This window comes from Listeria monocytogenes, assembly GCF_900187225.1.
GTDB lineage: Bacteria > Bacillota > Bacilli > Lactobacillales > Listeriaceae > Listeria > Listeria monocytogenes.
This window is the reverse complement of record NZ_LT906436.1, coordinates 2,065,654-2,090,374: the sequence shown is the minus strand read 5'-3', so window position 1 is coordinate 2,090,374 and position 24,721 is coordinate 2,065,654. Positions and strand designations below refer to the sequence as shown.

The following is a 24,721-nucleotide window of genomic DNA, read 5'->3' as shown; positions in this document are numbered from 1 at the left end:
GACAAAACGGCTTTTTTCATTAAAGATATTTGGCAGTTAATGATTGTTTATTTTCAAGTAAATCAAGAGGAGCGCCTTCGAAGATAATTTGTCCACCAGCACTTCCGCCTTCAGGACCAAGGTCAATAATCCAGTCAGCATTTCGAATAATATCGACATTATGTTCTATCACAATAACCGTATTTCCTTTATTTACAAGTGAGTGAATGATCGTCAAAATATGTTCGATGTCTGACATATGAAGACCAGTTGTAGGTTCATCCATGATATAAATCGATCCTTTTTTATGAAGCTCATTGGCGAGTTTTAAACGTTGGCATTCCCCGCCTGATAAGGTGCTAAGTGCTTGGCCAAGCGTGACATAACCAATTCCTACTTCTTCCATTGCCTCAATTTTCTTCAAGATTTTTTTGTCCGTAAAGAAATCGAGTGCTTCTGAGACAGTTAGCTCTAACACATCACTAATGGATTTACCATTCAGTTTATATTGCAAAACAGAATCCTGGAATCGCTTGCCATGGCAGACTTCGCAAGGTGTACGAATCGAATCCATAAAAGCCAAATCCATTGTCGTGAAACCAAGTCCTTTACAGTTTTCGCAAGCGCCTTTGGAATTGTAACTAAAGAGCGATGGACTAACATCATTTTCTTTTCCAAATGCTTTTCGAATTGGGTCCATTATGCCGGTATAGGTGGCGGGATTGGAGCGGATATTGGCATGTGCGGCTGATTGGTCAATCACTATTGCGTCTGGATATTCTTTTAGAAAAACAGAATGAATCAAGGTGCTCTTACCTGAACCAGCCACGCCAGTTATCACGGTAAGGACTTCTTTTGGAATGTTGGCTTGAATGTTTTTTAAATTGAAACGACTACTTTTTTCTGTTGTTAAAAAGCCTTTTGGTTGTCGTGGTTTGCTATTGATCGGTAAATGGCGATTGAGGAACTGACCAGTCAATGTGTCCGATTTCAGCAAATCTGTGTAACTTCCGACGAACTGAATCTCACCGCCATGTTTCCCTGCGTGCGGACCGACATCGACAACATGGTCGGCAATTTTGATCACATCTGGGTCATGTTCCACAACGAGAATCGTATTGCCTTTGTCTCGCAATTTTACAAGTAATTCATTTAGGCGATGAACATCCCGTGGATGAAGACCAATACTCGGTTCATCGAAAATGTAAAGCAGATCAGTCAAGCTACTATTCAAATGACGAATCATCTTGACACGTTGCGATTCACCACCAGAAAGAGAAGCAGTTTGGCGGTCAAGTGTCATATAACCAAGACCAATATCAATCAAATGTTGCAATCGCTCTGTGACACTTTTGACCATTGGAGCAGCGATAGGGTCATCAATACGCGCAATCATATCTTTTAATTCATCTAATTGCATCGCTGTGAAGTCGGCGATATTTGCGCCATTTATTTTACAAGATAATGCTTGTGCGGAAAGTCTCGTGCCTTCACATGTTGTACAAGGCGCAATATGGGTGAATTTATCCACGCGTTTTTTAGTAGAGGCAGACATTTCGCCTTCTTTTTGAATATACAAACGATTGAATTTTGGAATCAACCCTTCATATGTAGCGTTCATGCTTCCCATGGGTGTTTCTAGGAAAACTTTAATATCTTTCCCATGTAACAACATATCGTATTCTTCGTCAGTATAATCTTTTATTTTTTTATTCACATCAAAAAAGCCGGAATAAGCATAGGAATTCCAGTACCATGAATCTACCGAAAACGTCGGAAATAAGATGGCGCCTTCTTTGAGCGATTTATTTGGATCAAGTAATTTGACTAAATCAACCGAAACTTTTTGACCAACACCGTGACAATCAGGACACATACCAGCAGGGTCGTTAAAAGAAAATAAATTTGCTGTCCCGATACTAGGCTTGCCGACACGCGAGAAAAGTAATCGCAAAATCGAATTAATATCCGTAATGGTACCAAGGGTGGAGCGGGAATTACCGCCAAGTCGTTTTTGATCAATAATAACAGAGGTGGAGAGGTTTTCAATTGAATCTGCGTCCGGCTGCGTATACTTCGGAAGGAAATTACGAAGATAGGCGCTGTATGTTTCGTTTAACTGTCTTTGCGATTCCGTGGCAATAGTTTCAAATACAATAGAAGATTTCCCGGAACCAGATACACCAGTAAAAATAGTGATTTTTCGTTTGGGGATATCTAGCGAAATATTTTGGAGATTGTTTTCACGCGCTCCTCTTAATCGAATATATTCTTGTACCATACACATACCTCCTGTTTTTTGAGTCGGACAAACATCTTAGCAAAATAGCTCCATAAAAGTCAACCAAAAACCTTGTAAAGATTACAAGGTTAAAATTGGTGGAATATGAAAGTCGCCAGCTTGATAATTTTCCAGTCCTTTTGCCAGCGTATAAATGTTTGTCGCACGTAATTCCTCCTCTAAAAGCCCAGCTGGTGCTTTGGAAACAGTCGTAACAATAGGAAGAGAAATATTTTTCTTATGAAGCGATAAATATTGTTGCCCCGTTTTATTCATGCCGAGTATTCGGATGTAAGGGGAGCTAGTTTGACTCCTTGCATTTAATAAAATTTGTAAAGCCGTTCGTTGTAATCGTGCATTACTGTATCGCTTTGTTTTGGTTAATTCTATAAAATCAGAGAAGTTTTGCGCTTTAGTCGCTGCTTGCTGCATCCGGTTTTGAATTCCTTCACTAACGCCGCGAATTCCTTCCAGTTCTTCTGAGCCGGCTTGAATTAACCGATATTGCAGGAATGACCAATAATCTTTCCACGATAAAAATGGCCCCTCATAATTGCGTAAAATATCTATAGAAGAAGCAGGGAGATAGTGGCTAGCTTCTTCTAACTCCCCAGCAAGTATTAATTTTCGAATCGCGGTCGCACTTGCGATTTGGTCATGGCTCGCTTCCTCGTCATGGTATTCTGCATGTTCACGAGGAATGGTTTGAAGGGAAATGGACGGGTTTTGTTTCTGGACGGCAAGCGCGTAGTGGAAACCGAGAATGTTATTTGGTTTAGAAACATCTAACAAGTCTGCGCCGAATAACTTTTTAAAAGTTTCCGTATAAGCTCTCGCATAAGAAGTTTTCTTATCAACTAACGCAAGCTGAATTGTCTCATTGAAATGGGCTTCGTTTTCGACTACTTTTTTCGCCGCGAGTGTAAAATCTTCCGCAACTCCATGTTCACTGCCAAAAAACAGCGTATCTATATGAATGGCATCTAAAATACGAACTGCTTCTTCTGCAAAAATCGTCGCATGCTGTGTCGCGAACGAGACAGGGAGTTCAACAACCATGTCAACACCAGCCGAGAGCGCCATCTTCGCACGTTCCCATTTTGGAATAATTGCTGGTTCGCCGCGCTGTACAAACGAGCCACTCATTACCGCAATCACCACATCTGCTTGAGTTAACTCGCGCGCTTTATTTAAATGTAGTTTGTGCCCATTATGAAAAGGGTTATATTCCACCACAATTCCAGTTGCTTTCATTTCGGTTCCCTCCTTTAGATAATCTATTTTAGCATAAAATTCAACCGGTAGTTTTGGTCCCCGAAAAACCATTGACAAAAGCCTTTAAAAAAGCTATAATATTTTGTGTTGCGCTTGGAGTGATGTAGGATGAAATGGTCTATCAGTCAATTGAAAAAATATCGTGACAGCAACTTCACGATTAATGAAAAAGCTGACCTAAAAAAGTTCTTTCAAGAGAACAATATAGACGTTCGTGATGCAAGCCCCGTACAAGTAACTGGGGAACTTATTGTACACCCAGAAGAAGTTACCGCTAACCTGACTATGAGAGGCGAGTGGACACTTCCATGTGCTCGTACGCTTGAGGATGTTATTTATCCTTATGAAGTGCATGCGACGGAAACCTTTGTGAAATCCAAAGAACAAGTTCTAGATGAATCTTGGCATGTGATGGAACAGGATATGGTCGATTTAACCCCTGTAGTAGAAGAACTTTTACTTGTTGAAATTCCGATGCAAGTTTTCAGTGAAGACGCACTCGAAATGAGTAACCTTCCACGAGGCAAAGAATGGGAAATGAAAACAGAAGAAGGCAATCTACTAGAACAAATAGCAAAAGAACCAAAAGTGGATCCTCGTCTTGCGGGATTAGCCAATTTTTTCGATGAGAAAAAAGAAGACTAAACTCCCCGTGAAGCTGGAATATATTAAGGAATTTATTTTTCTTAGATTAACGATACAAGTACTTAGTTATCGTCAAGGAGGTGTAAGGAAATGGCAGTACCTTTTAGAAGAACTTCAAAAGCCAAAAAGCGTAAGCGTCGTACACACGTTAAACTTCAACTTCCGGGCATGAACGAATGCTCGAATTGCGGCGAATACAGACTTTCCCATCACGTATGCCCAGAATGTGGACAATATGATGGCAAAGATGTAGCAAACAGCTAATATTGCTAAAAATAGGTGACGTTTCACCTGTTGAAGACGAACCTCGAAAGACGCCATGGGTCTTTCGAGGTTTTTGTTTGCGTACAGAAGTGCAAAAGAATGCTACTTCTGATAAAATAAAAGCATTAACCAATATGGAGCTGAACTAAATGGCGAACCAACTAAAAGTAGGAATTATTGGAGCAGGAGCGATGGGGCTTTTATACGCAGCAAATTTTGCTGATACATCTGAGCTCACTCTTTTTACGCGGAGAAAAGAACAAAGCGATTTATTAAATCAAAAAGGACTTTCTTTAAAAGATAATTCCGAATTAAAAAATATACATATACAAGCCACAGTAATAACAGATGCTGAAAAGTTATCAGAACAAGAATTATTAATTATCGCAGTTAAACAATACTCACTAAAAACCATTTTGCCACTGTTACGGTCGATACCTGAACAAGTGCCGTTATTATTCATCCAAAACGGAGCGGCGCATTTAGATAGCATGCCGCTACTCGGTAATAAACGAACTATTTTGCTAGGTATTAGCGAACACGGGGCGGGGCGGGAAGATGATACAACAGTCATTTGGCGTGGTCATGGCCGAACAAAGTATAGTATTTACCAAGGCGAGTTAAATGAGGCTGTAATAAAAATATTAGATTCAAATCCAGATTTTCCAGTTGAAAAGCATGCTAGTTACTTAGACATTATAAATGAAAAATTATTTATTAATGCAGTAATTAATCCACTCACAGCTGTTCTTCAAGTCCAAAATGGAAAGCTTCTTGAAAATAAAGAATGGCATGAATTATTAAAGACGATTGTAAAAGAAATACAAACGGTTTTGCCAGTAGAAAATGCTTTAGAAAAAGTGGAAGTAATCTGCCAAGTGACAGCTACTAATTTTTCTTCGATGGCTCTTGACCGAATGAATAATCGAATGACAGAAATTGATGGAATCGTGCTGCCAATTTTAGAAAAAGGGGAGTCACTTCCTACGCTTCATGCGTTATATCATCTAATTAAAGGGTTGGAAGGAGAAAGTGATGTTTGATTGGTTAACTAATTCAACAGCAATAATTATTATTTTACCAGTTGTGGTATTTATTTTGACGATGTTTTTTTCCAGTTTCAAACTGAAGAAAAGCCAGCGGAGAATTATGTTAGCCGCTGACTTATCTACTATTTTCTTGATTATTGCTGTTCATTTTTTCATGATTGTGCTATTTAATCGCTCGTTCTTATTATATATTTTATTATTTTTATTTATTTTAGGTATTGTAATTGTTGTTACGGCTGCAAAGAAAGAAGGCGAGATTCAATTCCGAAAAATCCTTCGTGGATACTGGCGCCTGTGCTTCTTCATTTTTGCTTTATTGTATGTGGCGCTTTACCTCTATGGGATTGTTTATAGTCTGGTTTTAATGTTTTAAGCGGGCTTGTTTCAATCCACACTTTGCTTAAATCAAAATAACCATAAGGATTTTCTGCAATTCCTTTTATCATTGAATGAAGCGATTGGCTTTTTTCCGGATGATGCAAGTAAATTAAATAATGATTTTCTGTTAGCCAGCTATCAATACTCGTTTGTAAGGCGTCTCTTTTGGAGGCGTCTTTCTCTTTTTTAAATGCAACCAGTTTTTCCGTAAGTTCTTTGATAATTACTTGATTGAAAAGTTGTTGCGGCAACAGATAGGGGTTATTTAAAAAATCTAAATAGGCCATTTCGTCATCTGATGCTGGGATTTCTCCCATCATCATGAAGTCGGTTTCTTCTGCTGGAACATTGGAATAGGAAGCTTCCTGATGCGAAATGATTTTTCTTTCTAAGTTAATTCCGAATTTGACAGCTTGCTCTTGGATCCACTTGGACTCTTTTACAGCGGTAGGGTGTTGGGTAGTTCCAAAAACAACTTTTTCACCTTGGTAGTTTGCTGTTTTTAATAAAGTAGTGATTTTCTCAGGATGTTTTTTAGGTGGAAGGGATTTTTCAGGGTAATAGTTAGATGCGACTGTACCATAGTTTTCGAAATGTTGATCACTTGCTTTTTGACAATCGATGAGATGGTAGATTGCCTCTCGAAATGCCGGATGTTGCGGGGTGCCATTTCGGTGCGTATTGAAACAAATAAAATTAACGCCAACACCAGGTTTACGACGTTCCACATAGGCGGGATTTTCCTCGTAATCAACGGAAGTGAACTGCATTGGAATGGTTTTTAAATTGTTTCCAGTTTGGACGGTCCAAAATTCTACTCGATCAAGAATCGGTCTCTCGAGAAAATATCCATCAAAGGCTTCTAAGATCAAGCGCTCGTCATTCCGCTCTGCAACTCGAAAGGGACCAGTAGAAATCCATTTATATTCATCAAAAATAATATCACGCGGTAAAATAGCCATATTCGCTGTGCATAAATAACGAATGAAAAAAGGGTCAGTTTTTTTTAACTGAATGGAGAGCGTGAATTTATTAGGACAGTAGATGGATTGAATATCCTGTAATTGCCAGAAAGAAACCGATTCTGCTTGCATAGAACGCATCAAGGTGTACTTTACATCCTCACTATCAAGCGTGCGTCCATGATGAAATAAAACACTTTTTCGTAAATAAAATGTCCATTCCGTAAAATCATCAGAAACTTTCCAGTGGTGTGCTATATGAGGTATAATTCTCTTTTTCTTTTCATCATATTTGACGAGAGAGTCACTAATTTGGGTGATGAGAAAAGCTTCCATGGATACAGAAGTTTGAAGTGGATCTAAGGTAGTGAGCTTGCGACGAACGATAGAGCGCAGAACTTCTTGTTGATTCTCTGTTACTTGCAAACCGAACATTTGTTGAATTTCGGTAGAAATACTTGTGAACCAGCTTTTAGGGATAGGCAATTGTAGCAAAAATAAAATATTGCTAAATGCATCTTCAGCCAAACTTTGTTCCAAAACGTCAAGAACCTCTAGTTCTAACTGTTTAGGGAAAATAATCCGTGAAACATTTCCACGGCCTAATCCAGGAAGATAAGTAAGCATTTTTTTCGCCTGATATTGTTGCAATTTACGCTTGGCATTTTTAGTCGTACAAAACCAAATATTTGCCACATCATTTAATTTGAAAGGCACTTCTAAATCGGTAGTTATATTGTATAAATGCGCGCGCATAGTGAAATAATCTTTATCCATAGCACAGCTCCGTTCTAAAAGGGGACAATATATGAAAATGAATACCCTTTTTATATTTATGTATCCCTTTTATACTAGCAGAGAAGTCAGAAAAATTGCAAATGGAGGGAATGTCATGTTTAGAGAGTTACACCCGAATATTCGCGCACGGATATTAATTCAGTTTTTGAGTAAAGTAATTGGTTCAATGATTTTTCCTTTTATGGCAATTTATTTTTCAATGGAGATTAATAGTAGTGTCGCTGGCTTTCTCTTGATGATTAATGTATTAGCGCAATTTCTTGCTGGCATGTACGGTGGACATCTAGCGGATATTATTGGACGTAAGAAATTAATGGTCACCGGAGAACTGCTTAAAGTGTTTGCGTTTCTTGGGATGGTGCTATGCAATTCTCCCATGTTTCATTCTCCGTGGATAACTTTTGTAATGTTACTTATTATTGGGGTAGCTCAGGGGTTGATTAATCCAGCTGGAGAAGCGATGTTGATTGATGTAAGTACCCCAGAGAACCGTTCATTTATGTATTCCGTTAGTTATTGGGCGAATAATTTATCGATCATGATTGGAATTATGGTGGGGGGGTGGTTTTTTGTAGATTATCTGTTTCCGCTATTAGTTGTCCTTTTTATCATGTCATTTGTTACGGCGTGGCTTACTATAAGCTTAATTTCCGAGACGTTACAGCAAAAAGCATTGCCTCAAAAAGGGTCATATGGACTAATGGGAATGCTTAAAAATTATGGACAAGTATTACATGATTATCGTTTTCTTCTATATACTATTGGTGGAATTGCTATCATGTCGATTGAGTTTCAACGGAGCAACTACATTTCGGTTCGTTTAGCAGAAGATGTGAAAGTGTTACTTGTGCATTTGGGGCCACTTGGAAATATTTCGCTCAATGGAGTACAAATAGTGAGTGTGTTAACTGCTGTGAATACTTTATTTATTGTACTTTTTACCGTACCAATTGCGAGATTTGTGACTAAAAGGGCGCAGCAACCTATTATGTATGTAGGGTTTACTTTGTTTGCACTTGGGTTTGCAGTTTGCGCCTTCGCAAATAATCTAGCTGTTTTACTTTTGGCAACGATGGTGCTTTCGATTGGTGAATTACTTTATGTACCAACACGCCAAACTATTTTAGCGGCAATTGTTGATGATGACAAGCGTGGGGCCTACATGGCGTTTAATGGTATTATTTTCCAAATTGGTAAAATGATTGGTTCTGTAAGTTTAGTATTTGCACCATTTATTGGCAAATATGGCATGGGAGCTTTCACGATTATTCTTGGTATTTTAAGTATAGTGTTCTCAGCGGTGGCATTAAAATCTGGTTGGGAAAAAGTGTTAGTAAAATGAATTTTGGTTCAAAGTGGGGAATCCCTCCACCAAGCCCCACATTGTTTTTTAAGAATTGAATTAGGATAAAATGGCTTTAAATAAGGGTTTAATCATTCTATGCTTTGGCTGGAATGATTTTTTTTTGCACTTTTTTAGGTTTTCGGTGGTGCGAAGTGGGGAGATGTGGTAAAGTGGTATGTATGAAAGTGGGTGAAGTCTAATGTTCATGGGAGAATATCAACACAACATCGATATAAAGGGCAGATTAATTGTGCCAGCTAAATTCCGTGAGCTTTTGGGGGATAATTTTGTTATAACCCGAGGACTTGATAAGTGTTTATTTGCTTATCCACAAGAGGAATGGAAAAAGCTTGAAGAAAAGCTCCAAACCTTACCACTTACTAAGAAAGATGCTCGTTCCTTTACACGTTTCTTCTTTTCCGGTGCGTCTGAATGTGAACTAGACAAACAAGGTCGGATTAATATTCCATCCAACTTACTACAGTATGCGGATTTGGAAAAAGAAACAGTAATTATTGGAGTTTCAAGTCGTATTGAGATTTGGAGTAAATCAGAGTGGGATGATGTCTTTAATGAGGCAGAAGAATCTTTTGCTGATTTAGCCGAAAATATGATTGGCTTTGATATTTAAGGGGGGAAATGCATGTTTAAGCACGAAACCGTACTACTACATGAAACAGTCGATATGCTTGAAGTAAAACCAGACGGAATCTATGTCGATGCAACACTTGGCGGCGCAGGTCACTCCGAGTATTTACTAAATAAGCTTAATGAAAAAGGGCATTTATTTGCATTTGACCAAGATCAAACAGCGATTGATAATGCAAAAATTAAACTAGCAGATTATAGCGATAAAGTGACTTTTATTAAAGCCAATTTTCGCGATATGAAAGAAGCATTAAATGAGCGTGGTATCGAAGCGGTTGATGGGATTTTGTATGATCTAGGCGTTTCTTCCCCTCAACTAGACGAGAGAGAACGTGGTTTTAGTTATCACCAAGATGCTGCACTGGATATGCGAATGGATCAAGAACAAGAATTGACAGCAAAAACAGTTGTCAATGAATGGTCTTATCAAGATTTAATTCGTATCTTTTTCCAATATGGCGAAGAAAAATTTTCGAAACAAATTGCTCGTGAAATCGAACGTCATCGCGAAGTGAAACCAATTGAAACTACTGGCGAACTAGTAGATATTATTAAAACAGCTATTCCAGCGCCAGCAAGAAGAAAAGGTGGACATCCAGGAAAACGCACTTTTCAAGCCATCCGAATTGCTGTTAATGACGAACTCGGCGCAGTAGAAGATTCGCTTGAAAAAGCCTTAACTTTAATAAAACCAGGCGGCAGAATTAGCGTAATTACGTTTCATTCTTTAGAAGACCGCATAACCAAGCAATTATTCCAAGAAGCGACAAAAGGACCAGATTTACCACCAGGTCTTCCTGTCATTCCAGATGAATATAAACCAGATTTCAAACTTGCGACAAGAAAACCAATCGTACCAAGTGAAGAAGAACTGGAGCAAAACAACAGAGCACGTTCTGCAAAATTACGCGTGATCGAAAAAATTATCAAATAGCAGGAGTTGAAAAAATGTGAGCAATGTCGCCTATAAATCGAATCTCGAGCCAAATAGAGTACATAGAGAAGCGGAACAACCCAAAAAACAAATCCTAAAACGTGGTCAAATGACACTTGGAGAAAAAGTAATCATCACGATTGCGCTTGCGATTGTTTTAGTTGTTGCTTTTCGTATAATTAGCGTACAAGCGCAAATTTACACAGTGAACCAAGAAATTCAAACAAAAGAAACCAAAATTCTCGAACAACAAAAATCAAATGAAGACTTAAAAGTAGAAGTAAAAGATTTAGGGAGATATGAACGTATTTTGAAAATCGCTAAAGAAAAAGGGCTAAAACTTGATGGCGATAATGTGAAAGTGGTAGATGGTCAATGAAACGGCGTATAGGTAACATGAGAAGGGGAGCTCTTGTGCTTTTTATCTTTTTCACAATTCTCTTTCTCTTGGTTTCTGGCCGTTTTCTTTATTTGCAAATTACGGGAGAAGCAAATGGGGTACCTCTTGCAGCAAAAGCATCTAAACAACATTTGAAAAGCAGTGTTCTCGAAGCAAAGCGTGGCTCCATTTTAGATCGTAAAGGAGAAGTGCTAGCGGAGGATACGGCTTCTTACACGGTTGCAGCAGTAGTTAGCGATAAACTTTCCAAAACAACGAAGAATCCAATGCGTGTTGTTGATGAAGAAAAAACAGCTCGAATCCTTGCCAAGTATATTCCTATGGATGAATCTGACATTCTAGATAAGCTCCACGAAAAAGGAAAATACCAAGTCGAATTCGGCGCTGCTGGAAAAAACATTTCTACAGAAACGAAAGCGAAAATTGACAAGGAGAATTTACCAGGTATTGAATTTACTCGTCAATCAGAACGTTTCTATCCTAATGGAACATTTGCAACACAATTAATTGGTTTTGCGCAACAAGAAGAAGAAAAGAATGCTACCGTTCTAGAAGGTAAAATGGGTATTGAATCCCGTTATAATGATATTTTGACAGGCAAAAATGGCAAAATTGATTACAGTACAGACAGAATGGGTTATATTTTGCCTAATTCTAAAAACAAAGTAACGGAAGCAAAAGACGGCAAAGATATTACGCTAACACTAGATAAAAAAATTCAAACCTTTTTAGAAGATACGATGACAACTGTTGATGCAAAGTATAAACCGAAAAACATGATGGCAGTTGTAGCTGATCCGAAAACAGGTGAAATTTTAGCTATTAGTCAACGTCCTTCCTTCAACCCTGCTGATCGATCTACTATTACCGGAAACAGCTCCAGCATTTGGCAAGATTTACCTGTTGAGTATGCTTATGAGCCAGGATCAGTAATGAAAATTATTTCTCTTGCATCTGCAATTGATACGAACGCTTATAATGCCAATGAATATTATCAATCGGGTTCTTATAAAGTAGGAGATATCGCAATCCATGACCATAACAACGGAAACGGTTGGGGCTCTATTACGTATCGTGAAGGAGTAGAACGCTCTAGTAACGTTGCATTTGCCAAACTCTTAAACAAAATGGGAACCGATACTTTTAAAACATATTTAGACAAATTTGGTTTTGGTAAGAAAACAGGTATTGCTTTACCTAATGAAACAAGCGGGAAAATTTTGTATAACTATCCAATTGAGAAAGTAACAACCGTTTTCGGACAAGGGACAACCGTTTCAATGATGCAAATGATTCAAGCTGCTTCGGCTATCGCAAGTGACGGCACGATGAAAGAACCATATGTTGTTTCAAGTGTCAAAGATCCAAACACAGGCGAAGAAACCGACACTAAAACAAAAATTGCTGGAAAACCAATTAGTGCAGAAACAGCGAAGAAGACGCGTGATGAATTAAAAAACGTTATTAGCGGCGAACATGGTACTGGTAAATTATACGCGATTCCTGGATACGATGTAGCTGGTAAAACCGGTACATCACAAATTCCAGATCCCAAAACAGGTAAGTATATGACTGGAGCAGATAATTATATATTCTCTTTCTTAGGAATGGCACCGGCGGATAATCCGGAATTAGTTATCTATGTGACAATGCAACAACCGCAATTGTCCGGCAGTCAGACTGGCGGAGAAGCAGTCTCGGAAGTTTTTAATCCTGTAATGAAAAATAGTCTGCAATATATGAACATCAAACCAGGCGATGCAGAAAAACTAGCTTCTGAAAAAGTACCAGTCCTAGCAGGAAAAAAAGTAGATGAAGCTAAAAAAATAGTGAAGGATAAAGGGTTGGAACCAATTGTAGTTGGTAATGGCAAAAAAATTGTCCAACAACTTCCACAAGCGAACGCCGAAATCATGCAAGGTCAAAAAGTTATTTTAATGACAGATGGTGACATGACTGCCCCTGACATGGTAACTTGGTCGAAAGACGATGCGTTAAAAGTTTCTGAAATAACTGGTATTCCATTTGAGTTTAGTGGAAATGGTTACGTGAAGAGCCAAAGCGTATCTGCGGGTAGCGTTATTAATAGTGAAACGAAAATGAAAATAACCCTCGCACCACCAGAAGAAATAAGTGCATTTAATCAAAATCACGATCAAGATACAGCGGAAAAAAATAAAAAAGCAACTGACATCCAAGAGAATGCCGGTATCGGTGATTTGCTCAATTAATAATAGGAAGATAGAAGTATGTCAGCTTTATAAAGTGGCATACTTCTAAATTTAAATGCAATCTGTGTCTTTTGTCGTGGTAGATATAGTTTGTTGTTTTTGCTAAGATAGAAAAGAATTCTTTTTGGTTTTAGCAAAAATAACAGAAAGAATAAGTTTGAGGAGATGGCAAGAATGAAGTTAAATGAACTAATGCAAGCTATCCCGGTTTTTACTGGCGAGGTAAGTGAAACAATTGAAATTAGCCATATCGCCCAAGATAGTAGAAAAGTAAAACCAGGGACATTGTTTATTTGTATAGACGGAGAAGTAGTGGATGGACACCAGTTTGCGTCTCGTGCAGTAGAACTAGGAGCAGTAGCAATTATTGCAGAAAAACAAGTGGATGTATCAATTCCTGTCATATATGTAAGAGATTCAAAACGTGCCATGGCGATGTTAGCCGATTACTTTTATGGATCTCCAACCCAAGCGTTAAAACTCGTTGGGATTACTGGGACGAATGGTAAGACGACCGTGAGCCACTTAGTGGAACAAATCGTTCGCGAAAATGGTGAGCAAACAGGTTTGATTGGCACGATGTATCGTAAAATTGGCGACCAAATTTTAGAAACAAAAAATACAACGCCAGACAGCCTAACTTTACAAGAAACATTCCGGGACATGTTACTCAGCGGAGTAAGCACAGCTGTGATGGAAGTCTCCTCGCATGCACTCGTTCAAGGTCGCGTATACGGTTCAGACTATGATGTCGCTGTGTTTATGAATTTGTCTCAAGATCATTTGGATTATCACCATACAATGGAAGAATATGCCAATGCAAAAAGCTTATTGTTTGCCCAACTAGGCAACAGCTACCATACAAGTAATCCAAAAATTGCTGTATTAAACGCGGATGACGCGGAAAGTGTGCGTATGCAAAAAGCAACAGCCGCTCACATTATCACTTTTGGGATAAAACAAGAAGCTGACTTCCAAGCAAGTAATATCAAAATTACTAGCCATGGTTCCACATTTGATTTAGGGACACCAGTTGGTAATTTCACATTAAAAATAAAAATGATTGGGAACTTTAGTGTTTATAACGTATTGGCTGCGATTGCAACAAGTTTTGCGCTACATATCCCTATGGAAAAAGCAATTAAAACAGTGGAAAGCATACCGGGTGTCAAAGGACGTTTTGAACTTGTACATGCAGGACAAGAGTTTCCTGTTATAGTTGATTACGCTCATACTCCAGACGGCTTGCTAAATGTATTAGAAACAATTGATGAATTTGCAAAAAAACGCGTTTTTGTCGTTGTTGGTTGTGGCGGGGATCGTGATAAAGGAAAACGTCCACAAATGGCGAAAATCGCTGTAGATTATGCAACAAATCCTATTTTTACATCAGATAATCCGCGTAGTGAAAATCCACGTGCGATTATTGAAGATATGATTCAAGGTGTTCCAGAAAGTGATGCTTACGTTGTTCATGAAAACCGCCGAGATGCGATTCGTTTTGCAGTAAATCAAGCAGAAGCAGGGGATGTTATTCTGATTGCTGGAAAAGGTCATGAAGATTATCAAGTGATTGGTGACGAGGTTATTGATTTCGATGATCGCGTAGAAGCTCGAATAGCTATTGAAAAAAAACTCGGACTCGCATAAAATATGAAGTGAAGTGCTTTGACAAACAGATTGGGGAGAATTTATTGTGTCTTTATACATGTTAGTATCAACATTTGCAGTGGCTTTTATCATTACGGTGATAGGTGTCCCACTATTTATACCATTCTTGGTGAAATTAAAATTCGGCCAAAGTATTAGAGATGAAGGCCCGAAAATGCATGAAAAGAAATCAGGAACACCGACAATGGGTGCTGTTGTTTTCATTACCGCTATGCTTATTAGCTTCTTAGTCTTTTCGTTCATCAGTGGTGAAGTTAGTGCGGCAACGTGGCTACTATTTATCGCGCTGGCATTATTTGGCGCATTAGGTTTCCTAGATGACTATATCAAAGTAGTTCAAAAACGTAATCTAGGCCTTACTTCAAAGCAGAAGTTTTTAGGCCAAGTGGTGATTTCGATTTTATTCTATCTTGTGTATCATTTTAATGATTTTGCCGAGACGCTTAATATTCCATTTACGAATATAGAAGTGGATCTTGGTTGGTTCTTTGTTATCTTTATTTTGTTCTGGTTGGTTGGTTTCTCCAATGCAGTTAATTTAACAGATGGTTTAGACGGTCTTGTCTCTGGCCTTTCTGTCATTGCTTTTTCTGCTTTTGGTGTCATTGCATTTTACCAAGAACAAATGGATGTCGCGATTTTCTGTTTTGCGATTGTGGGCGGAATGCTTGGATTTCTACTATTTAATAAAAATCCAGCGAAAATCTTCATGGGAGATACCGGTTCGCTTGCACTCGGTGGAAGTATCGCAGCAATTTCTATTTTAGTACATCAAGAATGGCTGTTACTTTTAATCGGAATTATTTTCGTTATTGAAACAGCATCTGTTATATTGCAAGTATTTTATTTTAAGGCAACTGGAGGGAAACGAATCTTCCGTATGACACCAATTCATCATCACTTTGAACTTGGTGGTTGGTCCGAATGGCGTGTTGTTTTAACGTTCTGGGGAATCGGATTAGTCGGAGCAATTATCTCTGTCTGTGTAGTCATTTTTTAAATAATGCGCCGTAATCTTTTTACGGCAAAAGCGTCTCTAGTTAGCTGTTTTTTACAGAATCTGGTTGGCGCTTTCCGTCGTTTTTGTGAAAATCATAAATTCGACCGCCAATTTTGAGATAAATGGGGGAACCAAAGGAAATGAAAAAAATTGAAATGTACCATCACAAAAAAGTACTTGTCTTGGGTCTTGCAAGAAGTGGTGTTAGCGCGGCAACAATTATGCATAAACTGGGAGCATTTGTAACTGTTAATGATCAAAAACCTTTTAGCGAGAATCCAGAAGCGCAAGGTTTACTTGAGCAAGGTATTAAAGTTATTTGCGGTTCGCACCCAATTGAACTTTTGGATGAGGGATTTGAGCTTGTTATAAAAAACCCCGGAATTCCGTACAATAACCCAATGATTGAAAAAGCGTTAAAACTTAAAATTCCAGTCATTACGGAAGTGGAATTAGCTTACCAAATTTCTGAGGCACCGATTGTTGGAATCACAGGAACAAATGGTAAAACAACGACAACAACGATTATTCACCATATGTTAAATGCACATAAAGAAAATAGTTCTTTACTAGCAGGGAACATTGGTTTTCCAGCATCCGCTGTTGCTGAAAATGCAACAAGTGATCAATATATTTCGATGGAACTATCTTCGTTCCAATTAATGGGCGTAGAAACGTTTAAACCACATATTTCCGTTATTACGAATATTTATGAGGCACATTTAGACTACCATACAGACCGTAGCGAATACGTCCAAGCAAAATGGCACATCCAAAAAAATCAAACAGCGGATGATTTCTTAGTAATTAACTGGGATCAAGAAGAGCTTAAAAATTTAACAAAACAAACAAAAGCGCAAGTTATTCCTTTTTCAACAACGCAACGTCTTGGTCAAGGAAGCTACGTGCAAAATGGCAATATTATGTTCAACGACGAAGTGATTGGGGAGCGTGACAATATTTTACTTCCTGGAGAACATAACTTAGAAAACGTACTTGCTTCCGTAGCAGTAGCAAAGACATTAGGTGTTACAAACGAAGAAATCATGCACGTATTAGAAACATTTAAAGGTGTAGAGCACCGGACACAATTTGTTGTAGAATGGCAAGGTCGTAAATTCTATAACGATTCAAAAGCAACGAATATCCTTGCAACTCAAAGTGCATTAAAAGGGTTTAAAAATCCAGTTGTGTTACTCGCTGGTGGTTTGGACCGTGGTAATTCATTTGACGAATTACTACCATTTTTCAAAAATGTAAAAACGTTAATCGTCTTTGGCGAAACAGCAGATAAAATTGGTCGTGTCGGGAAAATCGCTGGTATTGAAGTACATTACGTGGATAATGTCGAAGCGGCAGTTCCTGTTGCTTATCGCGAATCAGCGCCAGGAGATATTATCTTACTTTCACCAGCATGTGCGAGTTGGGATCAATACCGGACATTTGAAGTTCGCGGGAATGCCTACATGGATGCAATCGGTGAACTAATAGAAGAGGTGGAAAAATGAAAGTAGCAATAAGTGGTGGTGGTACTGGCGGACATGTTTATCCAGCGCTTGCCCTCATCAGAGAATTAAAAAAAAGTCATCCTGAAGCGGAATTCTTATATATCGGAACAGAAAAAGGCTTAGAAGCGGGTATCGTTAAACGTGAGGGTATTCCTTTTGAAGCTATTGAAATTACAGGTTTTAAACGTTCATTATCTTTAGAAAATATTAAAACAGTGATGCGCTTTCTAAGTGGTGCAAAAAAAAGCAAACAAATTTTGCGCGATTTTAAACCGGATGTCGTTATCGGAACAGGTGGTTATGTTTGTGGTCCAGTCGTTTATGCAGCCGCAAAACTTAAAATTCCTACTTTAATCCACGAACAAAATAGTGTTGCTGGATTAACGAATAAATTTTTAAGTCGCTACACAGATAAAGTAGCTATTTGTTTTGAAGAAGTAAGTGATTCTTTTGCATCTGAAAAAATCGTTTTCACTGGTAATCCACGTGCTTCTGAAGTTGTAGGTGTGGACTCAGAAGGTGCGCTTGAAGCTTACGGGCTTGTTTCAGGGAAGCCAACTGTGCTTGTTTTTGGAGGCAGTAGAGGAGCTCGCGGCGTGAATGAAGCTGTAGAAGCTGTTTTGCCAGAATGGAATAATCGGGATTTTCAGCTACTTTATGTAACAGGCGATGTACACTATGAAAAAATAAAAGATTCTTTAGCTGAGTTGAATTTGGGTAATCATATTAGTGTTCAACCATTTATTTATGATATGCCCAAAATTTTAAACGCTGTGACGTTAGTTGTTTCAAGAGCTGGAGCAACAACACTCGCAGAACTGACAGCGCTTGGAGTTCCGAGTATTCTGATACCTAGTCCATACGTGACAGCGAACCACCAAGAAAACAACGCCCGCGCTTTAGAAAAAAACAATGCTGCAATCGTAATTACAGAAGCAGAATTAAAAAATACCGATTTAATGGCGACAGTTGATTCGATTTTGAATGACGAGGCGAAATTAAATAGTATGAAGCTAAGTGCTAAACAAATGGGGCGCCCAGATGCAGCAGCGAAATTAGTAGAAGCAGTCCTTAGCATTATGAAATAAATCGCAGAAAGGAGCGAATAAAATGGCTGAAAATAAACGAGTAATTTCCATTGAAAATCGCATACCAGAACTCAAAAAATACCGCAAAAAAAAATTAGTAAGACACCTAGCCATTTTAATCGGAATTTTTGTGATTTTGATCGCCATTACGCTTTATTTCCTCTCCCCACTCAGTAAGTTAGATAAAATTGCTGTAAGTGGCAATAAGCAACTTACTGAGAATGAAGTAAGAAAAGAAAGTGGACTTGAAATTGGTGAGTTTGTCATCGGGATAAGTAATGGGAAAACCGAAGATGCCCTCAAAAAAAATACCCTTATTAAAGATGCTACCGTTTCTAAAGAAGGGTTAAATGATGTTCAAATCAATATCACCGAATTTAAAACGATAGGTTATCAACAACAAGATGGTAAATACTATGATGTGTTAGAAAGCGGCATTATGCTAACAGATCAACCAAGACAATTCCCAATTGGAAATGATTTGCTATTTCAAAATTTTAAAAATGGTAAAACGCTTGAGAAAATGGTAGACCAAATTAATAAGTTACCAAAAGATGTTGTTAGTTCTATCTCGGAAGTGATTTATAGTCCAACAAAAAGTGATAAAAACCATATTAAATTATATATGAACGATGGTAACCAGGTTTCCGCAGATATTAGTACCTTTGCTGAGAAAATGCAACATTATCCAGCAATTGTCGCTCAACTGGCGAAAGGACAAAAAGGGGTTATTGATATTGAAGTAGGTTCTTATTTCCAAAGTTATTATCAACAGAATGCGGAGAAAAAAGCAACCGAAGAAGCAGCTAAAGAGAAGAAAGAAACAAATGAATAATACTTTTTTTCTTCTCGCTAATTTTTTGGCGAATTTATAGATAACAGATGTTTCAAAAAGGTAACAAAATGATGACCTTAAGTCAAGGGATACCAACACTTGTTCGCTTTTTGAATAAAATGAAAAAAATATCTTAAGAATTTGCCAAAAAATGTTCTTTGTGCTTTTATTACCTTCTTTCTTAGTGTAGACTGTAAATAAGTGATTTTGTATGTTAGGCAGAATGGGCAATCATTCTACACTGACGCCATAAAAATAAAGAAATTTCATAGCTTTTCAAGAAAGTTAAAAAACCGGCTTTTGCTCGGTATAAAAAAAGAAATAAATACATGTTAAATGACTAGAATAAAAGGAGGTGCCGATAAATGGGTGATAGCGAAATTTATGTAAGTTTAGACATTGGAACAGCTTCTGTGAAAGTAATCATCGCAGAAATGGCTGACGATAGACTCAATATTATCGGTGTTGGGAATGTCGAATCTTCCGGAATTAAAAAAGGAATTATTATCGACATAGACAAGACTGTAGAATCCATTAAAAAGGCAATTGAACAAGCAGAGAGAATGGTTGGCGTTGAAATTTCTCAAGTAATAGTTGGGGTAGTATCGAGTCAAGTGCATTTAGAAGCTTGCCGAGGAATTGTGGCAGTAGGTAGCGAAAACCGTGAAATTACAGATGAAGATGTCTGGAATGTAATGGATGCCGCTCAAGTTGTTCCTCTATCTCCTGAAAGAGAAATTATTAACACTATTCCAGATCAATTTGTTGTAGATGGATTAACTGGAATTACAGATCCACGTGGAATGATTGGTGTTCGTCTAGAAATGGAAGGTACATTAATCACTGGTTCAAAAACAATTTTACATAATACGTTACGTTGTGTGGAACGTGCAGGACTTGAAATTTCTGATATTGCTTTACAACCACTTGCGGAGGCATCTATTTCCTTGTCAGAAGATGATAAAGAATTTGGAACAGCACTCGTGAATGTTGGTGCAGGAACTACAACTGTTAGTGTGTTTGAGCAAGGACGACTAACTTATACTGGTGTCATTCCAGTTGGTGGAGATAATATCACCAAAGACTTATCACTTGGACTAAACACTTCTACTGCAAATGCCGATCGCGTTAAATTGGATCATGGCTATGCATTTTATGATGATGCTTCTCCAGATGAAGTTTTTGCTATTGATGTTATCGGTAGTGACCAAAAACAACATTTTACACAAGTAGAAGTAGCAGATATTATCGAAGCGCGTATGGAAGAAATTTTCCAATTAGTAGTGGAAGAACTTACACGTGTTGGCAAAACGCATCTTCCAGGAGGTTATGTACTAACTGGTGGTTCGATGGCTATTCCAGGGGCAATTGATTTGGCTGGAAAAACCTTAGCAGCGCATGTTAGACTAGCGATTCCTGATTATATTGGTGTTCGGGAACCTTCCTTTACAACCGCAGTAGGCTTAATTAAATATGCTTATCAAATGGCTGAATTAGAAGGACGCGACGTAAGCAGTTCGGCAAACGAACCTCGTTACGACGACGAAGCACCAAAACAAAAACAACCTAAACCAAAACAAAAGAAATCAGATGACGAAAAAGTATCAACGAAAATGAAGAATTTTTTCGGCGCATTTTTTGAATAAAAGTGAATAGCTGATAGGTCAGCAAGAAAATCGTATCGTATAAATCGGCAAATAGGAGGCAATAATATGTTAGAATTTGACACTAGTTCAGAAAGTTTGGCAACAATTAAAGTAATAGGTGTTGGCGGTGGCGGGAACAATGCTGTAAACCGTATGATTGAGCATGGTGTTCAAGGAGTAGAATTTATCTCCGTTAATACAGACGCTCAAGCACTTAATTTAGCAAAAGCAGAAACAAAATTACAAATCGGTACAAAATTAACGCGTGGTTTAGGCGCGGGAGCTGTACCTGAAATTGGTAAAAAGGCTGCAGAAGAAAGCCGCGAACAAATTGAAGAAGCTTTAAAAGGCTCTGATATGGTATTCGTAACTGCTGGAATGGGCGGCGGAACTGGAACTGGGGCTGCACCTGTTATCGCTCAAATCGCAAAAGAAATGGGCGCTTTAACAGTAGGTGTTGTTACTCGACCATTTGGTTTTGAAGGACCAAAACGTACGAAACAAGCCTTAACTGGAACAGAAGCAATGAAAGAAGCGGTGGATACGTTAATAGTTATTCCTAATGACCGTTTACTTCAAATTGTGGATAAAAATACACCGATGCTTGAAGCTTTCCGTGAAGCAGATAATGTTTTACGTCAAGGTGTACAAGGGATTTCTGATTTGATTGCCGTTCCTGGTTTAATTAACTTAGACTTTGCCGATGTGAAAACAATTATGACTAATCGCGGTTCTGCCCTTATGGGAATCGGTATTGCAACTGGTGAAAACCGTGCTGCTGAAGCTGCGAAAAAAGCTATCTCTTCTCCACTTCTTGAAACTTCTGTTGATGGTGCAAAAGGTGTGCTAATGAATATTACAGGCGGATCTAACCTAAGCCTTTATGAAGTACAAGAAGCAGCAGAAATCGTATCAAGCGCATCTGATGAAGATGTAAATATGATTTTCGGTTCTGTTATTAACGACGAATTAAAAGATGAACTGATTGTAACTGTTATTGCAACAGGTTTTGATGAAGCAAAGCAAGCGCAACAACAAGCGCAAGCAAATCGCCGTCCAAATCAATCTATTCAAGTAAATCGTCCTAATTATGCTGTACAGGACGAACAACAAAATGATTATGCGCAAAATGCACCACAACAAGCAAATGCACCAGTTCATGAACAACAAGCTGAACCACAACAAAATAGTTCAGATGTTGATGTACCAGCATTTATCCGTAACCGTAACCGTCGCGGATAATACTTATAACACAATTTCACCCGGCCACTTTTGAAGCATTGCCAAGTGACCGGGTATCTGATTATAACAAGAAGCGTTTTAAATAAAGCACTTCGGGAATTATATAAGGTGATAAAAAATGACAAAACAAGCTAATTTACAAAAAGTAACTGCACAAATCGAGCATGTCTGTGAAGAAAGTAATCGTCAGTCGGAAGATGTAACATTGGTAGCTGTTACGAAAACGATTGATGTAACTGGAATCACGGAGCTTTATGATTTAGGTATTCGCCACTTTGGTGAAAATCGTGCCGATGTTTTCCTAGAAAAAACAGTCGAACTTGCAGATAAAGACGACATTTGTTGGCATTACATTGGCTCTTTGCAAACGCGCAAAGTAAAAGATGTGTTACCACAAATCGATTATTTGCATTCGCTTGATCGATCATCGCTAGCAAAGGAAATCGAAAAGCGTGCTACTAAACCAGTGAAATGTTTCCTTCAAGTAAATATCTCTGGCGAGGAAAGTAAACATGGTTTTTCCAAAGAAGAAGCGCTATCTTTTTTACAAGAAGCGAATTTTACGTTTATTGAGATTGTTGGCTTAATGACAATGGCACCTATTACAAATAGCGACATAGAGCTGCATCACGTATTTCATGAGTTAAAGCAATTGCAGCAAGAAATTCATGCGCTTCAGTTAAAAAATATTCCATGTACAGAGTTATCTATGGGGATGACAAATGACTACGGAATTGCGATTACAGAAGGTGCAACATTTATACGAGTAGGAAGAGCTTTGGTGAATGACGATAATATGGAGGTGTAACAAATGGGACTATCGAATAAATTTAAGTCATTCTTTTTCTTAGATGAAGAAGAGGAATATTATGAAGAGGAAGTAGCGAGGGAACCAGAACCTATGCAAAAGAAAACGAAGAAAGAAAAACCAAATAAAAATCGTTTTTATGCAGTAGAAGAAGATGATGCAAAGGTGGTTAGTATGCAGGGAGCTCAGTTTTCTAGTCGTATGGTACTTGCTGAACCGCGTGTGTATGCTGAAGCACAAGAACTTGCGGATTATTTGAAAGAATATAAATCTGTCGTTGTGAACTTGCAACGTATTAGCCATGATCAAGCGACACGTATTGTCGATTTCTTGAGCGGTACAGTGTATGCATTGGGTGGAGATATTCAACGCGTTGGCAATAATATTTTCTTATGTACTCCAGACAATGTGGAAGTGGATGGCTCTATTTCCGAAATGCTCGATGAACAAAACTTTATGTGATGAAGTAGAGGTGTGAGCTAGATTGCAAAGTATTTTATATCAAGTGGTGGAAATCATTTTGTTTATTATCAGATGGTTGCCAACACTCATGTTTATTTATTTCTTGATGAGCTGGTTTCCCGGTGCAAGAGAATCAAAAATCGGCCAATTTTTAGCACGTATTTTTGAACCTATTTTAGAGCCTTTTAGAAGGATTATTCCGCCGATTGGTATGTTTGATATTTCGTCCCTTGTGGCTTATTTCATTTTCCAATATGCGATGAGAGTTTTGACAGGTTTAATTCAAGTGTACGTCATTCCAATGTTATTTTAAAAAGCGCGCCCGTTTTTAAATGGGTGGCTTTTTTTATTAATAAGCAAGATTAGCCTGGTAGCAGTTGTTTTCATGGTATAATAGGGCTAAAGACTCGGCACGGATTGAAAGGGAGAAATTATGATGGATGGAATTTATCAGCATTTTCGCGCAGAAGAATACGCATTTATTGATAAGATTTTAGGGATTACGATGCAAGTTGAGAATGAATACACGCCACAACTTACGGATTTCTTGGATCCGAGACAGCGTTTTATTACTGAAACTGTTATCGGCGGTTATGATGAGATCAATGTACAGTTTTTTGGTGGAGTGGCGCACGCGGAGCGACGGCGCGCACTGATTTATCCAGATTATTATACGCCAACAGAAGCGGATTTTGAGATTGCTTTATTTCATATACGCTACCCGGTAAAATTCACGACCCTCACACATCAAAAAATCCTTGGAACACTAATGTCGCTTGGAATGAAGCGCGATATTTTTGGAGATATTTTAAATAATGGTACCGAATGGCAGTTATTAGTAGAAAGTACAATGAAGGATTATTTGACATTACAACTTGAAAAAATCGGTAAAGTAAATGTGATGTTAGAGGAAACGGAATTAACTAATGCTGTGTATGCGCCGGTTATTTGGGAAGAGATGGGCTTAACTGTTTCTAGTATGCGACTTGATGTGATTATTAGTAATGCGCATCATATTTCTAGACAGAAGGCGAAACAATTGGTAACTGCGGGACTAGTGAAAGTAAACTGGAAAACAGTGGAAAACCCAGATTTTGAATGTGAGGAAGAAGATGTATTGTCTGCTCGCGGGTATGGTCGAGTAAAAGTACTATCGACTGGCGGCAGAACGAAAAAAGATAAAATTCGGATCGAAATTGGCTATTTAAAATAAAAACGAAAGCAGCTGCTGCTTTCGTTTCAGACTGTAATATCAAATTATAAATAGCGTTT

General features: G+C 38.2%; 23 protein-coding genes. 20 read left to right on the top strand and 3 right to left on the bottom strand.

All coding sequences use genetic code 11. The features are described 5' to 3' along the window. Nucleotides 1-19: 19 nt before the first annotated feature. Nucleotides 20-2,260 (bottom strand): ATP-binding cassette domain-containing protein, encoded by a 2,241-nt coding sequence (locus CKV70_RS10550; RefSeq protein ID WP_014601000.1) that lies wholly within the window; start codon nt 2,258-2,260, stop codon nt 20-22. Nucleotides 2,261-2,341: 81 nt separating this feature from the next. Beyond that, a complete protein-coding gene (locus tag CKV70_RS10545; protein ID WP_014600999.1) occupies nt 2,342-3,514 on the bottom strand; it encodes a nucleotidyltransferase in 1,173 nt (390 codons plus the stop codon). A 129-nt stretch (nt 3,515-3,643) separates the two neighbouring features. On the opposite strand from CKV70_RS10545, the gene CKV70_RS10540 reads away from it, so the two are divergent. From CKV70_RS10540 to CKV70_RS10525, 4 genes are all read left to right on the top strand, one after another. Further along, nucleotides 3,644-4,180, top strand: a complete 537-nt coding sequence (locus CKV70_RS10540; protein ID WP_003731970.1) for a YceD family protein — start codon at nt 3,644-3,646, stop codon at nt 4,178-4,180. A gap of 90 nt (nt 4,181-4,270) precedes the next feature. Further along, entirely contained in the window at nt 4,271-4,444 is a 174-nt protein-coding gene (rpmF, locus tag CKV70_RS10535; RefSeq protein WP_003726143.1) for a 50S ribosomal protein L32, read from the top strand. Nucleotides 4,445-4,593: 149 nt separating this feature from the next. Then, nucleotides 4,594-5,487, top strand: coding sequence for a 2-dehydropantoate 2-reductase (locus CKV70_RS10530; RefSeq protein ID WP_014600998.1), 894 nt, complete (start codon nt 4,594-4,596; stop codon nt 5,485-5,487). Continuing rightward, on the top strand, nt 5,480-5,866 hold the full coding sequence (locus CKV70_RS10525; protein WP_003726129.1) for a DUF3397 domain-containing protein: 387 nt from the start codon (nt 5,480-5,482) through the stop codon (nt 5,864-5,866). Before CKV70_RS10530 ends, CKV70_RS10525 begins: the two co-directional genes overlap by 8 nt. Here the strand turns inward: CKV70_RS10525 and CKV70_RS10520 are convergent. Beyond that, entirely contained in the window at nt 5,796-7,610 is a 1,815-nt protein-coding gene (locus CKV70_RS10520; RefSeq protein ID WP_003731973.1) for an SgrR family transcriptional regulator, read from the bottom strand. The genes CKV70_RS10525 and CKV70_RS10520 overlap by 71 nt on opposite strands. 115 nt (nt 7,611-7,725) lie before the next feature. Between CKV70_RS10520 and CKV70_RS10515 the strand changes: the two genes are divergently transcribed. The 16 genes from CKV70_RS10515 to CKV70_RS10435 all read left to right on the top strand — a co-directional run bounded on the left by CKV70_RS10515 (nt 7,726) and on the right by CKV70_RS10435 (nt 24,662). Next, a complete protein-coding gene (locus CKV70_RS10515; protein WP_022741861.1) occupies nt 7,726-8,973 on the top strand; it encodes an MDR family MFS transporter in 1,248 nt (415 codons plus the stop codon). 202 nt (nt 8,974-9,175) lie between these two features. Further along, the gene (gene mraZ / locus CKV70_RS10505) at nt 9,176-9,607 is read left to right on the top strand and encodes a division/cell wall cluster transcriptional repressor MraZ (RefSeq protein ID WP_003723756.1); all 432 of its coding nucleotides are present in this window, start codon (nt 9,176-9,178) and stop codon (nt 9,605-9,607) included. A 12-nt stretch (nt 9,608-9,619) separates the two neighbouring features. Beyond that, nucleotides 9,620-10,558: a 16S rRNA (cytosine(1402)-N(4))-methyltransferase RsmH gene (gene rsmH, locus CKV70_RS10500; protein WP_014600996.1), complete on the top strand. Its 939-nt coding sequence runs from the start codon at nt 9,620-9,622 to the stop codon at nt 10,556-10,558. Nucleotides 10,559-10,574: 16 nt separating this feature from the next. Further along, a complete protein-coding gene (ftsL, locus tag CKV70_RS10495; protein WP_003723754.1) occupies nt 10,575-10,937 on the top strand; it encodes a cell division protein FtsL in 363 nt (120 codons plus the stop codon). Beyond that, nucleotides 10,934-13,189 (top strand): penicillin-binding protein, encoded by a 2,256-nt coding sequence (locus tag CKV70_RS10490; RefSeq protein ID WP_003731976.1) that lies wholly within the window; start codon nt 10,934-10,936, stop codon nt 13,187-13,189. The genes ftsL and CKV70_RS10490 overlap by 4 nt, the downstream gene beginning before the upstream one ends. A gap of 174 nt (nt 13,190-13,363) precedes the next feature. Then, complete coding sequence (locus CKV70_RS10485) at nt 13,364-14,839, top strand: UDP-N-acetylmuramoyl-L-alanyl-D-glutamate--2,6-diaminopimelate ligase (protein WP_014600995.1); 1,476 nt, start codon at nt 13,364-13,366, stop codon at nt 14,837-14,839. 46 nt (nt 14,840-14,885) lie between these two features. Next, the gene (gene mraY, locus CKV70_RS10480; protein ID WP_003731978.1) at nt 14,886-15,860 is read left to right on the top strand and encodes a phospho-N-acetylmuramoyl-pentapeptide-transferase; all 975 of its coding nucleotides are present in this window, start codon (nt 14,886-14,888) and stop codon (nt 15,858-15,860) included. 140 nt (nt 15,861-16,000) lie between these two features. Further along, the gene (murD, locus tag CKV70_RS10475) at nt 16,001-17,368 is read left to right on the top strand and encodes a UDP-N-acetylmuramoyl-L-alanine--D-glutamate ligase (RefSeq protein WP_014600994.1); all 1,368 of its coding nucleotides are present in this window, start codon (nt 16,001-16,003) and stop codon (nt 17,366-17,368) included. Further along, complete coding sequence (murG, locus tag CKV70_RS10470; protein WP_009930513.1) at nt 17,365-18,456, top strand: undecaprenyldiphospho-muramoylpentapeptide beta-N-acetylglucosaminyltransferase; 1,092 nt, start codon at nt 17,365-17,367, stop codon at nt 18,454-18,456. Before murD ends, murG begins: the two co-directional genes overlap by 4 nt. Nucleotides 18,457-18,478: 22 nt before the next feature. Beyond that, the gene (locus tag CKV70_RS10465; protein ID WP_003724089.1) at nt 18,479-19,291 is read left to right on the top strand and encodes a cell division protein FtsQ/DivIB; all 813 of its coding nucleotides are present in this window, start codon (nt 18,479-18,481) and stop codon (nt 19,289-19,291) included. 365 nt (nt 19,292-19,656) lie between these two features. Further along, complete coding sequence (gene ftsA, locus CKV70_RS10460) at nt 19,657-20,937, top strand: cell division protein FtsA (RefSeq protein ID WP_003731981.1); 1,281 nt, start codon at nt 19,657-19,659, stop codon at nt 20,935-20,937. Between the two features lie 66 nt (nt 20,938-21,003). Further along, nucleotides 21,004-22,179: a cell division protein FtsZ gene (gene ftsZ, locus CKV70_RS10455; protein ID WP_003731982.1), complete on the top strand. Its 1,176-nt coding sequence runs from the start codon at nt 21,004-21,006 to the stop codon at nt 22,177-22,179. Between the two features lie 118 nt (nt 22,180-22,297). Beyond that, on the top strand, nt 22,298-22,987 hold the full coding sequence (locus CKV70_RS10450) for a YggS family pyridoxal phosphate-dependent enzyme (RefSeq protein ID WP_014600993.1): 690 nt from the start codon (nt 22,298-22,300) through the stop codon (nt 22,985-22,987). 3 nt (nt 22,988-22,990) lie between these two features. Then, the gene (locus CKV70_RS10445) at nt 22,991-23,449 is read left to right on the top strand and encodes a cell division protein SepF (RefSeq protein ID WP_003724067.1); all 459 of its coding nucleotides are present in this window, start codon (nt 22,991-22,993) and stop codon (nt 23,447-23,449) included. A 22-nt stretch (nt 23,450-23,471) separates the two neighbouring features. Then, on the top strand, nt 23,472-23,762 hold the full coding sequence (locus CKV70_RS10440; protein WP_003724066.1) for a YggT family protein: 291 nt from the start codon (nt 23,472-23,474) through the stop codon (nt 23,760-23,762). A gap of 123 nt (nt 23,763-23,885) precedes the next feature. Next, nucleotides 23,886-24,662 carry a YlmH family RNA-binding protein gene (locus tag CKV70_RS10435; protein WP_003731984.1) on the top strand — a complete coding sequence of 259 codons (777 nt, stop codon included), beginning with the start codon at nt 23,886-23,888 and terminating at the stop codon, nt 24,660-24,662. The last annotated feature ends 59 nt before the right edge of the window (nt 24,663-24,721 follow it).